Source organism: Pseudotamlana agarivorans, assembly GCF_018860245.1.
GTDB classification, from domain to species: domain Bacteria; phylum Bacteroidota; class Bacteroidia; order Flavobacteriales; family Flavobacteriaceae; genus Pseudotamlana; species Pseudotamlana agarivorans_A.
This window is the reverse complement of sequence record NZ_JAHKPD010000003.1, coordinates 34,371-49,281: the sequence shown is the minus strand read 5'-3', so window position 1 is coordinate 49,281 and position 14,911 is coordinate 34,371. Positions and strand designations below refer to the sequence as shown.

Here is a 14,911-nt window from a genome sequence, read left to right as displayed (position 1 = left end):
AACGTATTATAAGTTGATATCCGGTTGTCTACGTTTTTCGTATTTAAGATCTTGTAAGATACTAGATTTAATACCAATAAAGAAATTCCATGATTTGTAATCTCCAAATGGTGTCCAGCTAAAATTCATACGCCAACTTAATAAATCACGTTCAAAACGTAACTGTGTTGGTGTAAAACCTAGGTTTTTAAAGTCGTAACCAGATGACGCTCCTATGGTCCAATTCTCTGATAATTGTATATCTCCAGAAAACATCAAGGAATGTGATGATATTTCATTTTGCCTTTTCGAATTGGAATAGTTTACTGCATATGCAAGCCTTAAACTCCAAGGTATTTTATGGTGATAAAATTCATTTGGTTTTTCTTCTTTCTCCTTATCTGTAGACTTTTGTTCTTTAGCAAAATCTTCAGAAACACCAAACAAATCATCATCACGTCCACCACCACGTAAATTTTCATCAATGTTTTTATCGGTTAAACCATCTTTAGCAGCACCTTTACCTTTGTTCGAAAGTGACCAACTAGCTGTTAAATTACCGCTTGTTAACCTAAATAAACTACCGCCGTTATCTATATTGAATTTTTCAATTCGATTATTGTTGTTATCAAGAGCGTAAGGATCTAGTGTGGCTCCAAAGTTAATGCTAAGTTGGTTTTTAAAAAGTTGTGTACCACCACTCATACGTACTGGACTCCATTTTAGGGAATCTCCAGCAACATTATAAGATGTTGAGAAATTTAAGTTGTTTAATAATACGACTTTTTTTGCCTCTGTTGCAGTACTGTCTCTATCACGTACTTTTGCTTCTAAATTGTTAGAAAGCGTTAAACCTACGGCACTTGAAAATGTTTGATTAGGCTGACCAAAAATACTATTTTCAAATCGGGTATATTCAACGTCGGCACTTGTGTTACCATCGGCATCAACAACCTCATAAGAGTCATAATAATTATCAAAAGAAGGATTGATGTTATAACTCACAGATGGTCTCATAACATGCCTAATAGCCTTAATTCTCCGGTCTTGCCCTTCCTTTTCAAAATTAAACATACCATAAACAGTTGTTCCCATGCTAGTACTAAAATTGTAAGTTCTATAGGAATCAAAACCATTAACGGTTTCTTCAACTTCTTCTTCGTTTACAGAATCGTAGTATTTGTTTACCGTTTTAAATGTCCAAACTTCATTATAACTTGACCCTGCGCTTAAGCTAAAATATTTAAATAATTTGAAATTTGTCGTTAAAGGTATAGTGTGCTGAAATCCAGCTCTAGCTTCGTCCCACATTTCCTTTTTGAAAAATAAAGAATCTGTTGTCTCAATTCTATTTTCCCCTCTTAAATTGTATTGTAAGTTAATATTTTGAATTAAACCTTTCTTTGATCCTGATTTTGAGGCAAACGGATACATTCGGCCCACACTACCTTGAAATGTAGGTAAGGTCATGTTTATAACTTCGGTTTGTGAATTTTGTGAATGTGTTGCAGTAACACTATAATTTACTTGTGGCTCACCTTGGAAAGTTTTTGAATATGAAACCGAAGATGATAATGTATTATTTAAACGATTACTTACATTAACTTGGTTGTTTGATATTTGGTAATATTGACTACTACCTAAGTTAACGGAAGCTGAAAATCGAGAGCTTGGATTGGCCTTAGCGTCTTGACTATGGGACCAACGTAAGTTGTATATTTTACTACTAGAATAATCAGGAAAACCACGTTCGCTTATTATAATGTTTTCATAACGAAAGCCAAAACTACCTCTGTATCGGTAACGTTTTGCGTAGTTGCTTTCTAATCGAGCTGCATAACTACCATTTGTATAATAATCCCCTAATACCGTTAAATCGATATAATCACTTACAGCAAAATAATACCCCCCGTTTTGTAAAAAATAACCGCGGTCATTTTGTTCTCCGAAAGTTGGAATAATAACTCCTGAAGTTTGCTTTTCACTTTGCGGAAAAAAACCAAAAGGTAAGCCTACAGGTGTTGGTACGTTATAAATAAAAATATTAGCCAAGCCGGTTACAATCTTTTTCCCCGGTACTATTTTAGCCTTTCTTAATTTTATGTAATAATCAGGATCTTCAAGGTCCTCGGCAGTAGTGTACTTAGCATCTTTTACAAAATAAACAGAATCGTTTTCCTTTTTAGTAATTTTAGCAATTACGGTGCCTTCCCCTTGTTCGGTTTTAGAGTTGTAAATAAGGGCCTTTTTAGATTTCGTATTAAAAAGTATGGAGTCTGGTTCAACTACATTAGTGCCTTGAGTAAATACTGGTTTTTGCGTATAACCTCCTATTGAATCAGTTATACCTTTAGCATAAACCGTATTTTTAACATAATCAATAGTAATATCACCAGCCAGAATGTTCATGTCTCCATAAACAATTTTAGCTTGGTTATATAAATATAATTTATGTTCTTTTTGATTGAATGTTGTGGAATCTTCGGCGTGATAAGTAACCGTATGTTCTAAAAAATCTTTTTTAGGAGTTATGGAGTCTGTTAATGTAGAATCTTGAGATTTTTCGGAAACTTCAGTTGTGGCAAGGCTATCGGTTGAGAGTAGAAAGGAATCCCTTTCGGCTGGATCGATAACTTTTCGGTCAATCTTTCGTTCCTTATTAGGAATGTCTTGAGCGAAGCTAAACGTGTTGATAAACACTGTAAAACTTAGTGCAAAAAGTATTTTAAAGTTGTTTGTACGCAACGCTTTTAAATGTATTTTTGTAACGGATTGGCTCAGTTTTTGAAAAGCCAAAATTACATATATTTTTTTGGGATTGATTTAATTATCAATTAAAAATTAAAAATTAAAAAAGTTGCTCAATACATTTGAGCAATAAATTTTGATTAATAATTGTTAAAGCTAAATAAAAGACATTGTATTTGAGTTTATTAGATATTAAATTATTATTTATTTGCTTATTAATACCAGTTAGTGAAAATAGGATTTATCAGATGAAAACGCATAAAATATTACATTTCGTATTTATAATTATAGGTTTAACATGTACCTCTTTTGCTCATGCAGATAACGATAAACCCGTTAAAAAGTTTGTTGTTGTTTTAGATGCTGGTCATGGTGGCTCCGATTCTGGTAATACAGGGAGTGGTTATTTAGAAAAGGAGATCGCCTTAAAAGTGGTGCTTAAAGTTGGTAAACTATTAGAGAAAAACTCAGATATTAAGGTTATTTACACCAGAAAGAGCGATAAATTTATTGATCTGTTTGTTCGCGGAAAAATAGCAAACGAGGCAAACGCCGATTTATTTGTATCTGTTCATTGTAATGCACATGGCTCTTCAGCACACGGAACAGAAACTTTTGTGCTAGGTACTCATAGAAATAAAACAAATTTTGAAGTGGCAAAAAAGGAAAACTCCGTGATATTTATGGAGGATGACTATGAGAAGAACTATGCCGGCTTCAACCCTAATTCTCCTGAATCTGTGATGAGTATTTTATTAAGTCAGGAAGAATATTTAGATCAAAGTATCATGTTAGCTAGTCTAATTCAAAATGCTTTTACAAATAATTTAAAAAGAAAAAATCGCGGAGTAAAACAAGCTGGTTTTATTGTATTACATCAAACTGTAATGCCAAGTGTTTTAGTTGAAATTGGTTTTTTAAGTTATAAAAAAGAAGGTGCTTATTTGAACTCATCAAAAGGCCAACAGCAAATTTCGGACGCTATTTTTAAAGCCATTTTAGAATACAAAAAAGGATTGGATAAAAGTGTTCAGGGCTATATACCTGTAGAAAATGTGATAGAAGAAACTTCTTCACAAGTCATGGAAAGTAAAGAGATACCTGAAAATAACACAAACATTGTATTTAAAGTACAAATAGCAGCAAGTTCTAAATTTATAGAAAGTAAGCCTTATAATTTTAATGGGTTGCAATCAATATCAAGTATAAAAACGGCAGGCTTATATAAGTATTATTACGGTAATACTTCTAGTTATGAGAAGATTAAGAGCTTTCAATCTGAAGCTAAGAAGAACGGATACCCTTCAAGCTTTATTGTTGCATTTAAAGATGGGAATAAAGTCCCTTTGAGCGAAGCTTTAAAATCAATAAGCAATTAGAGCAGTTCTTCATAAATATATACTAAATTTGTTGCACCAAATACATTAATTTTGAAGATATCAAGAGAAGTAAAAACAGCCATACTGGTAATCGTAGGAATCGTCCTTTTTATTTTTGGATTCAACTTTCTAAAAGGACACAATTTACTCGACTCCTCAAAAACCTATTATACGGAGTTTAAAAATGTAGAAGGTTTAGTGCCATCAACACCAGTAACCATTAGTGGTTTAAATGTAGGTAAAGTTTCAGATATAAGTTTTAAAAATGACGGATCAGGAAATTTGGTTACAGAACTTTTAATTGAAAGCGATTTTGTGTTTTCAAAAAATAGTACTGCCGAACTTTACGACACTGGACTACTTGGTGGTAAGGCAGTTGCTATAATTCCGGCTTTTGATGGCGCAGAAACGGCACAGAGCGGTACGATTCTAAAAAGTCGCGTAAAAGAAGGCATGATTGATTTGGTTGGCGAAAAACTAGAACCGATACAAGAACAGGCTAAAAAAATGATTACCAATATGAACGTCTTAATTGGTAGCTTAAATGAAGTTTTGAATCCTGAAGCTAAAGCAAGTCTAAAAACAAGCATTGCAGAACTAAGTCAAACCATGAGTGGCCTTAAAAAAACGTCACAATCCTTAAATCAAATTGTTTCTGGTAATCAAACCCATTTAAATCATGTGTTAGCCAATGCAGATGAAATTACTGCCGATTTAAAAGGCGTATCCAATGCACTTGCAGGCTCTAATATTGTTGGAGATTTAGAATCAACTCTTAAGCGGTTTGATATGTTAATGAATAACTTACAAAACGGCAAAGGGAGCATGGGTAAATTATTGAAAGATGAGGCTTTATATAATAATCTTGAAGCAGCGACTAGCGAATTAGAGGAACTTATTAGAGATATTAAACTTCACCCAAACAGGTATACTAGAATCTTATCTAAAAGAGAAATTCCATACCAAGAAAACGAAGAAACTAACTAATTTCATATGCAGTATTTGCCAAACATAATATTCGCTATTGCCCTAATTTTGGGTTTTGGGTATTTTGCAAAAAATGTAAAAAAGCTCATCCGTAATATCAAATTAGGTCAGGATGTAGATGTTAGTGATAACAAATCAGAACGTTTTAAAAACATGGCACGCATTGCCTTAGGGCAAAGTAAAATGGTGCGTCGTCCAGTTTCTGGATTTCTCCATGTTATTGTTTACGTGGGCTTTATTATTATAAATATTGAAGTTTTAGAAATTATTATCGATGGTCTTTTTGGTACACATCGTATATTTTCATCACTAGGAGCGGCTTATGGATTTTTAATTGGTTTTTTTGAAATTCTAGCCGTATTGGTTTTTGTTTCTGTCACTATTTTTTGGTTAAGAAGAAACGTTATTAAAGTAGCTCGCTTTTGGAAAAGCGAAATGACCAGTTGGCCAAAAAACGACGGAAATTTCATTCTGTATTTCGAAATGGTACTTATGACGTTGTTTTTAGTCATGAATGCAACCGATGTGCATTTTCAAGCTATGAATTCAGGAAATGTTATCAGTCAATTTATAGCACCTCTATTTGGCGGCCTTACCGAAACAACCTTACACTTTATTGAAAGAGGCGCATGGTGGTTACATATTTTAGGAATTTTAGTATTCTTAAACTACCTGTATTTTTCAAAACACCTGCATATTTTATTGGCCTTTCCAAACACCTATTATGGTAAATTAAAACTTAAAGGTGAATTAAACAATTTAGAAGCGGTTACCAATGAGGTAAAAATGATGATGGATCCTAATGCAGATCCTTTTGCTGCTCCAGAAGAAGGAGCCGAAGAAGATGTACCTGCTAAATTTGGAGCCAGCGATGTTCAAGATTTAAATTGGGTCCAATTATTAGGTGCTTATACCTGTACCGAATGTGGTCGTTGTACATCGTCATGTCCTGCAAATTTAACCGGAAAAAAATTATCACCTCGAAAAATCATGATGGATACCAGAGACCGTCTAGAAGAGGTTGGTAAAAATATCGATGCCAATAACGGCGAATTTAAAGATGATGGCAAGCAGTTATTAGGCGATTACATCACAAATGAAGAACTTTGGGCTTGCACGACCTGTAATGCATGTGTAGAGGAATGCCCTGTAAGTATCGACCCCTTATCCATAATATTAGAAATGCGTCGTTATTTGGTTATGGAGCAATCGGCAGCACCAACAGAACTCAATAATATGATGACTAATATTGAGAATAATGGAGCCCCTTGGCCATACAATCAAATGGATCGATTAAACTGGAAGAACGAATAAATTAGTAATTTGGGCGTTACCCGAAAAGGGTCGGGCTTTCCGCTATATCTTTTTTGCTTTTCATGGCAAAAAAGGATGCCGCTACAATCCCTAACGCACAAGCCAACATAAAACAATATGCCTACAAGGTTTTAAACATAGTAGGTGTTAAACTTTTAAACTCAAAAAGATGAGCGATTTACTCAAAGTGTCAACCATGGAAGAATACATGGCTCAAGGGAAACAACCAGAAATATTATTTTGGGTGGGTTCTGCGGGTAGTTTTGATGATAGAGCTAAAAAAATAACAAAAGCCTTTGTTAAAATTCTAAACAAGGCGCATGTAGATTTTGCCGTACTTGGAACCGAGGAAAGTTGTACAGGAGATATCGCTAAACGTGCAGGAAATGAGTTTTTATTCCAAATGCAAGCCGTTACCAATATTGAAGTTTTAAATGCTTACGAGGTTAAAAAAATAGTAACCTGTGACCCTCATTCATTTAATTGTTTAAAAAATGAATATCCAGGATTAGGAGGTCATTATGAAGTTGTTCATCATACACAATTTATAAATGATCTTATCACTTCTGGCCGATTAAAGGTAGATGGTGATCTTTACAAAGGAAAGAAAATCACTTTTCATGATCCCTGCTATTTAGGCCGTGCTAACAATGAATACGATGCGCCAAGAAACGTTTTAAAAGAAACGAAAGCCGATATTGTAGAAATGAAAAGGCATAAACGTACCGCATTATGCTGTGGAGCTGGTGGAGCACAAATGTTCAAAGAACCCGAAAAAGGAGATATGGATGTTAATGTGCTTAGAACCCAAGATGCACTGGAAACCAAACCAAACATTATTGCAACTGGTTGCCCATATTGCAACACGATGATGACCGATGGTGTTAAGGTAAAAGAAAAAGAAAACGAAGTACAAGTTTTGGATATTGCAGAACTTATCGCAAACGCCCAAGGTCTATAATTTCAGAAGTAAAAAAATAGTAAACGTAATTATTCATATACCATGTTAGTAGATTTTAACACATTACCAGAAGAATCTAGAGTTTGGATTTATCAAGCAAACCGTTCGTTTTCTGAACAAGAACTTGAAGAAATTCAAGAAAAATTAAATGTGTTTATTCAAAATTGGACCGCTCATGGTAGTGATTTACATGCTGGATATACCATCAAATACAAACGTTTTATCGTTCTAGGACTTGATCAAGGCGTTGCCAAAGCCACTGGGTGTTCTGTTGACAGTTCTGTACATTTTATTCAGCAATTAGAAAAAGATTATAATGTTGATCTTATGGATAAAATGAACGTATCCTATAAACAAGGGGAGTACGTGGCCTATAAAACACTTACCGATTTCAGAAAAATGGCCAAGAACAAGGCTGTTTCAAAAAACACTATTGTTTTTAATAATTTGGTAGCAACAGTTGCAGAATTTAAAGAAAACTGGGAAGTTCCTGCTAGCGAAAGCTGGCATGCGCGTTTTGTTAAATAGAAATAATAGCTTCACATAAGTTGACTTTATAAAATATTCTTAACTTTTTATTAAGATTTAATCTAAATAAGTTTTGTTTTTTCATAAAAGAAAATATATTTGCACCTCTATTTTTAAGAAGTCTAAATAAAAACAATCAAATGAAACTTAATTTAACCAAACCATTTCAACTATTAATTCTTGTACTATTTGTCACATCATGTTCTAGTGATGATGATGGAATTAACAATTCAAACAGCACCAAAAAAACTGAATTTATTGAAACTTATGCTAAAATAGCATCGGCCAACTATAAAGATACATACGAAACTGCGGTTGTCATGCAATCAAAAATTGATGCCTTTATCGCTTCACCAGATGCCACAACTTTAGAAGCTGCCAGAGATGCATGGTTGTATGCTAGAGATTTTTATGGTCAAACTGAAGCTTATAGAGAAGCTGATGGTCCTATTGATAATGAAGATTTATTAGGAACAGAAGGTCAAATTAACGCATGGCCATTAGATGAAAGCTTTATTGATTATGTTGCTAATGGAGCTGGAGGTACTGTTCAAAATGGGTTAATAGGGGATACTAGCTTCGACTTAACAGAAGAAAATATTATTAACAAGAATGAATCAGGAAAAGACGATAATATTTCAACAGGGTGGCACGCCATTGAGTTTTTACTATGGGGACAAGATTTAAACTACGATCCCATTAATGGAACTTACGATAATTATTCAGTTTCTGGAGAAAGACCTTTTACAGATTACACCACAGAAAATTTTTCTGAAAGAAGAAAAACATACCTACAAATTGTAACAGATTTATTAATTAAGGATTTAAAAGATTTAAATGATACTTGGGCTACAGGTGGGTCATACCGTATGACTTTTGAAGCTTTAAATAAAGATGAAGCTTTAACAAATATTTTGAATGGTATCGGTTTCATTTCGAATGGAGAAGTGGCTGCAGAAAGAATATATCCTGCAATTGATGAAGGTCAAGAGAATGAACATTCTTGTTTTTCAGATAATACAAACCAAGATATGTGGGCAAACGTTAACGGTATAAATAATATTATAGTAGGAAGCTATACAACGGAAAACGGAACAGTAATAACGGGGTTATCATTAATCGATCTTGCCGCTGAAGTAAATTCGGAAGTTGCAAATAATTTAAAAGATAGTGCATCTCAAACCATTATTAAATTGAATACCTTACTTGGTTTAGGTAAAAATTTCGATGAAATTATTAGTGAGGAAACTTTAGGGTCTGATGGTCCCGCTGGACAATTGGCAATAGCATTAATCGCGCAGAGTAAAGAAATTGCCGAGTCTGCAAATACCTTGGGTATTTCTATAACTATAAACTAGAAATTATACAATCAAATTTTTTTTAAAATTCAAAAAACTGAAGTCATCAGGTGTGGCTTCAGTTTTTAGATTTAAATATTTTATCATAAAAACATATGAAATACGCATTATGTATTTTGTTTATAGCCTTATTTTCTTGTCAATCAGACGGGTTTTCTGAACAAGAATATATCGATTTAACTTACGAATTAGATGAAGAAAATTTAGTTTCTCATTTATCGATTGAAGGCTATACGGCCGATAAAGCATTTGGAAGAGGTATTCCAGAATTATCAGATTTAGAACTTTCTTTCTTTGGTATTGGAAACGCCATGTTCGATCAAAGTTGGGTCTCTTCACCAGCAACCACAACCTCAAGAGATGGCTTAGGGCCGCTTTTTAATGCAAGAGCCTGTAGTGGCTGCCATTTAAGAGATGGTAGGGGGAAACCGCTTTTGGAAAATGGCGCCGATTCCGAAGGGTTTTTAATCCGGCTAAGTCATGGAAATAACCAAATCACGGGACCAATTTCATTGTTTAATTATGGTGGTCAATTACAAGATGATTCCAACTTAGGAATTCAGAGTGAAGGACAAATAGAAGTTGATTTTGAAATTATTACAGGTAATTACCCCGATGGATCTCCTTTTGAATTGAGACAACCAAAGTATCGTATTGTTAATGAAAATTACGGGAGTCTTGGTAACGCTGAACAATCACCTAGAATTGGGCAGCAGGTTATAGGCTTAGGGTTTATTGACGCGCTAAGTGAAGCGAGTATTTTAGAAAATGAAGATATAAATGATGCCGATGGCGATGGCATTTCGGGTAAGGCGAATTATGTTTGGAATGTAAAACAAAATAAAAACACAATTGGTAAATTTGGATGGAAAGCGAATCAACCTACTTTAGAACAGCAAGTTGCAGGAGCGCTTAATGGTGATATGGGGCTTACAACAAGTATTTTCCCAAATGAAAACTGTCCTGATGGTATAGATTGTTCAACCCTTCACAATGGTGTGAATACTGGCGACACAGTAGAGATTCCAGATGAACAATTTAGCAGACTTATGTTATATCAAGCTGCAATATCGGTACCTAAACGTAGGGATTTTAAGAATGTAGATGTTTTAAAAGGGAAAGAATTATTTTCCGCCTTGGCATGTGTGTCGTGTCATGTAAATAGCTTTACGACAAGTGATTATCCTTTGTTGTCGCAAATAAGTGAAGTTACAATACGTCCGTATTCAGATTTTTTATTGCATGATATGGGAGACGCTTTAGCAGACAATCGAGGCGACTTTCTAGCAAACGGAAACGAATGGCGTACACAACCATTATGGGGATTAGGTATGATAGAATTGGTAAATGACCATACTTTTCTGTTGCACGATGGTAGAGCCAGAAATATTGAAGAAGCTATTTTATGGCATGGAGGTGAGGCCGAGCAGTCAAAAACGGACTTCATGAATTTGTCCAATGAAGAACGCCAACAAGTATTAAGGTTTTTAAATTCTTTATAATATGAGAAAATGTATCTTTTATTTAGCATTAATAGTTGTCCTTATTTCTTGTGATAAAGATGATAGTGTTGCCAGTCCGATGGATACCTTACATGAAGATTATTTCAGTGAAAATATCCAACCTGCTTTAAATGATTTTAAAATTCAAATAGAGAAACAAATTGAACTTTCAGAAAATTTTAAATTAGAAACAACAGCGTCAAATTTTAATAAATTACAAGATCAGTGGTTAAATTGTGCAAAAGCTTTTTCAAAAACTCGTGTTTATAATTTAGTAGCCGTAAAAGCAAAATATTTTGATCTTCATATTTATAATTTTCCAATCAATCCAGATCAAATTGAAAATAATATAAATGAACAAACAGTTTATGATTCAACCTATTTTACGTCAAAAAGTACCGTTTCTAAGGGGTTAGGAGCTGTTGAATTTCTATTTTTTAATAATCAAGACCCAAATTTAGCGTTGTTATTATTTCAAAAGGATACATTTAGAATACATTATTTATTGGGGGTTTCTCAAGAAATTTTAAGACAAACAGATTTATTAATAAATTTTTGGGAGCAAGGTTATAAAGAGACTTTTTTAAGTGCCCGAAATGTTTCATGTGTAGAAAATGCACGCTGTCTAGCCTTTAATCAATTAATAAATGTCTTAGACGTTATACGAGTAACAAAAGTGGGAAAGCCTGCGGGACTGGAAAACAGTAGTAATGCTTCTTTAGAATCTCTGGAAGCTTATAGAAGCGAAAGTTCATTAGCGCTTATTCGTAGTTCCATTGAGGAAGTGCAATATGCTTACACATTAAGTCATGCTAATTTTGCAACTATTATTGAGGAGATTTCAGGTTCAAAAGTATTGACAAATGAGATAGATAGTGCTTTTCAATCTGTTTATTCAAATATCGATGCCATAGATACAAGTTTATATGAAGCCATTTCAACGAATAATCCTAGAGTTGAATTACTTTATAATTCATTATTTGATTTGGTGAAATATTTTTCAGTGGATGCAGCAAGTATCTTGTCTGTAACTGTTTTACCAACAGATAATGACGGTGACTAGTTAAGTCCTGCATATCCCTACGGAATGAGCACTGGTTTGGAAAAGTTTGGATGAGTTAAGTCTAGTTTACAAACTTCTTTATAATTCTATCTTAAAGTCTTTTCATCTTCTTTTTAAAAGTGGTAATTTGGCTTGATTTTTTATGGCTACTAATCCCTTATAATGATCTCTTATATGCGTCATACACTTTTTTTTAGTTTTTTTTGTTTAGTTACACTTTTTAGTTTCTCTCAAAACACAACAAATCCGCTATTATCTAAGGATGTTCAATCTCAAAAAAAATGGGTTGATAGTGTTTATAATTCGATGACTCTAGCCGAAAAAGTAGGGCAACTATACATGGTTCAAGTCATGTCTAAACAAAGTGCTGCAAGCAAGAAAAAAGTATTAAATGATATTAAAAAGCACCACATTGGTGGTATTATTTATTCTTCAGGCGGACCTTACCGTCAGGCAAAATTGGATAACGAACTACAAGCGGCTTCAAAATTACCCATGTTAATAGGTATGGATGCAGAATGGGGCTTAAGTATGCGTTTAGATTCAACTTATGCTTTTCCCTGGAATATGACTTTAGGCGCTATAAAAGACAATAAATTAGTAGAGCGCGCAGGAAAACATATTGGAGAGCATTGTAAGCGTTTGGGTGTGCATTTTAATTTTGCACCAGATGTTGATATCAATACCAATCCTAAAAATCCAATAATTGGAAATCGCTCTTTTGGTGAAGATCGCGATAATGTAACAGAAAAAGCAGAAGCTTTTATGAAAGGGATGCAAGGTGCAGGTGTTTTAGCCAATGCCAAACATTTTCCTGGTCATGGCGATACCTCTCAAGATTCACATAAAACCTTACCAACGATTAGTTTTAGTAAAAAGCGAATTGATTCTATAGAACTATACCCCTATAAGAAACTTATAAAAGAAGGGCTTGCTAGCGTTATGGTTGCACATTTAAATGTGCCAAGTCTGGAGAAACGCGAGAACTACCCATCATCACTATCTAAAAATATTGTAACTAATATTTTAAAGGAGCGTTTAGGGTTTAAAGGCTTAATTTTTACCGATGCTTTAACCATGAAAGGTGCAGCAGACTTTAGTGAAACTGGAGATATTGATTTAGCAGCTTTTCAGGCGGGGAACGACGTGATGCTGATGTCTGAGAATGTTGGTATAGGTGTTTCAAAAATCATGGAGGCTTATAATAAAGGTGATATAACAAAGGAACGTTTAGAACTTTCGGTTAAGAAAATACTGCAAGCAAAATATAAAGTTGGATTAAATAATTATAAGCCCATTTCATTAACAAATTTATCAAAAGATTTAAACCGTCTAGAAGACGACATGCTTTATGAGGAGTTAATGGAAAACGCGATTACTATTGTAAAAAATGATGCAGATTTATTGCCAATACAAGAGCTAGAAACAAAATCAATTGCCTATGTGAAATTAGGTGATGACTCAGGTGCTGTGTTTTTTAATGAACTTAAAAAATATACTAAAGTACATGCGATAACTGGCGGTAATCTTGGCGATTTATTAGGGAAACTTCAGGCTTATAATACGGTTGTCATTGGTTTTCATAGGTCTAATGGAAGTCCATGGAAGTCTTATCAGTTTAGCGAGGTAGAAACTATTTGGATTGAAGAAATAGCGAAAAGACATACCGTTATTTTAGATGCTTTTGTAAAACCATACGCACTTGCAGATCTAAAAAGTATAACTAATATTGAAAGTATTGTGGTGAGTTATCAAAATAGCGCTATCGCTCAACAAAAATCTGCACAGTTAATTTTTGGTGCTTTAGCTTCGAAGGGAAAACTTCCTGTAAGTGTTGGAGATTATTTTCCGGTAGATTTTGGATTCCAAACGCCAAATATCAAAAGATTAGGTTATACGATTCCAGAACGCGTTGGTGTGGATTCTAAAAAATTAGCAAAAATTACTGACGTTGCCGAGTATGCTGTAAAAAAAAAAATGACGCCAGGAATTCAGCTATTAGTCGCTAGAAAGGGAAAGGTTATTTATAATAAAAATTTTGGAAAACACACTTATGGAGGTAAAGAAAAGGTAGGTTTTGACGATATTTATGATGTGGCCTCGCTCACCAAAATATTAGCGACATTACCTTTGGTTATGGAAATGGAAGAAGAAGGTTTAATTAGTTTAGACACCAAACTTTCTGAAGTTTTACCCGATTACAAAAATTCAAACAAGAAGAATGTTACGTTTAAAAGCATGCTATCTCATTATGCACGGTTAAAACCCTGGGAACCATTTTACTACCATACTTTAGATGAAACGAAACATCCAAGTGAAAAATATTATAGGAAAATAAGAAGTGATAGTTTTAATGTTGAAGTCGCAAAAAATCTTTTTATGCGTACTGATTATCAAGATTCTATTCCTAATATTATTAGAGATTCAGAGCTATTGAATAGACTTAGTTATCGTTATAGTGACTTTCCTTATTACATTTTAAAGAAATATATTGAAGGTCATTACGACAGAACACTTGACCAGTTAACAAGTGCGCATTTTTATGGACCTATAGGGGCTAATAATACTTTGTATAATCCGTACCATAGTATAAGTAGTAAAAAAATTGTTCCTACCGAAATTGATGATTACTTTAGGTATCAAACGGTTCATGGCTATGTTCATGATATGGGAGCAGCTATGCAGAATGGTATTGGTGGGCATGCAGGTGTTTTTAGTAATGCTAATGATGTTGCCAAAATGATGCAGATGTACTTGCAAAAAGGTTTTTATGGTAATAAACGGTTCTTCAAAGAAGAAACTTTCGATAAATTTAATACGCGTTATTATTTAAATAAAGAAAATAGACGTGCCATTGGTTTTGATAAACCGCAAATTTCAGGGAGTGGACCAACTTGTGGCTGTGTACCTATGAGTAGTTTTGGACATTCTGGGTTTACAGGAACTTATGCTTGGGCAGATCCAGAAAAGGAAATTGTATATATCTTTTTAGCGAACAGGACGTATCCTAAATCAGATTCAAATTTGTTGTTACGAGCAAATATTAGGACAGATATACAAAAATTGATTTACGAAGCAATTGAAGATTAATA

The 14,911-nt window shown here is 33.9% G+C and carries 10 protein-coding genes; 9 read left to right on the top strand and 1 reads right to left on the bottom strand.

Annotated elements, in window-relative coordinates; translation table 11 throughout:
• Positions 1–6: 6 nt before the first annotated feature.
• Positions 7–2,775 (bottom strand): putative LPS assembly protein LptD, encoded by a 2,769-nt coding sequence (locus KO493_RS00650; protein WP_216066026.1) that lies wholly within the window; start codon positions 2,773–2,775, stop codon positions 7–9.
• 200 nt (positions 2,776–2,975) lie between these two features.
• Here KO493_RS00650 and KO493_RS00645 point away from each other — a divergent pair, with 200 nt between their 5' ends.
• From KO493_RS00645 to KO493_RS00605, 9 genes are all read left to right on the top strand, one after another.
• A complete protein-coding gene (locus tag KO493_RS00645) occupies positions 2,976–4,106 on the top strand; it encodes an N-acetylmuramoyl-L-alanine amidase family protein (protein WP_216066025.1) in 1,131 nt (376 codons plus the stop codon).
• A 51-nt stretch (positions 4,107–4,157) separates the two neighbouring features.
• The gene (locus KO493_RS00640) at positions 4,158–5,093 is read left to right on the top strand and encodes an MlaD family protein (protein ID WP_216066024.1); all 936 of its coding nucleotides are present in this window, start codon (positions 4,158–4,160) and stop codon (positions 5,091–5,093) included.
• 6 nt (positions 5,094–5,099) lie between these two features.
• A complete protein-coding gene (locus KO493_RS00635) occupies positions 5,100–6,407 on the top strand; it encodes a (Fe-S)-binding protein (protein ID WP_216066023.1) in 1,308 nt (435 codons plus the stop codon).
• Positions 6,408–6,576: 169 nt separating this feature from the next.
• A complete protein-coding gene (locus KO493_RS00630; RefSeq protein ID WP_216066022.1) occupies positions 6,577–7,368 on the top strand; it encodes a (Fe-S)-binding protein in 792 nt (263 codons plus the stop codon).
• A gap of 42 nt (positions 7,369–7,410) precedes the next feature.
• On the top strand, positions 7,411–7,896 hold the full coding sequence (locus KO493_RS00625; protein WP_216066021.1) for an ABC transporter ATPase: 486 nt from the start codon (positions 7,411–7,413) through the stop codon (positions 7,894–7,896).
• A gap of 140 nt (positions 7,897–8,036) precedes the next feature.
• Entirely contained in the window at positions 8,037–9,254 is a 1,218-nt protein-coding gene (locus KO493_RS00620; RefSeq protein WP_216066020.1) for an imelysin family protein, read from the top strand.
• Positions 9,255–9,349: 95 nt separating this feature from the next.
• The gene (locus KO493_RS00615) at positions 9,350–10,756 is read left to right on the top strand and encodes a di-heme oxidoredictase family protein (RefSeq protein ID WP_216066019.1); all 1,407 of its coding nucleotides are present in this window, start codon (positions 9,350–9,352) and stop codon (positions 10,754–10,756) included.
• A gap of 1 nt (position 10,757) precedes the next feature.
• On the top strand, positions 10,758–11,819 hold the full coding sequence (locus KO493_RS00610) for an imelysin family protein (RefSeq protein WP_216066018.1): 1,062 nt from the start codon (positions 10,758–10,760) through the stop codon (positions 11,817–11,819).
• Between the two features lie 174 nt (positions 11,820–11,993).
• Positions 11,994–14,909 carry a glycoside hydrolase family 3 N-terminal domain-containing protein gene (locus KO493_RS00605; protein ID WP_216066017.1) on the top strand — a complete coding sequence of 972 codons (2,916 nt, stop codon included), beginning with the start codon at positions 11,994–11,996 and terminating at the stop codon, positions 14,907–14,909.
• Positions 14,910–14,911: the final 2 nt, after the last annotated feature.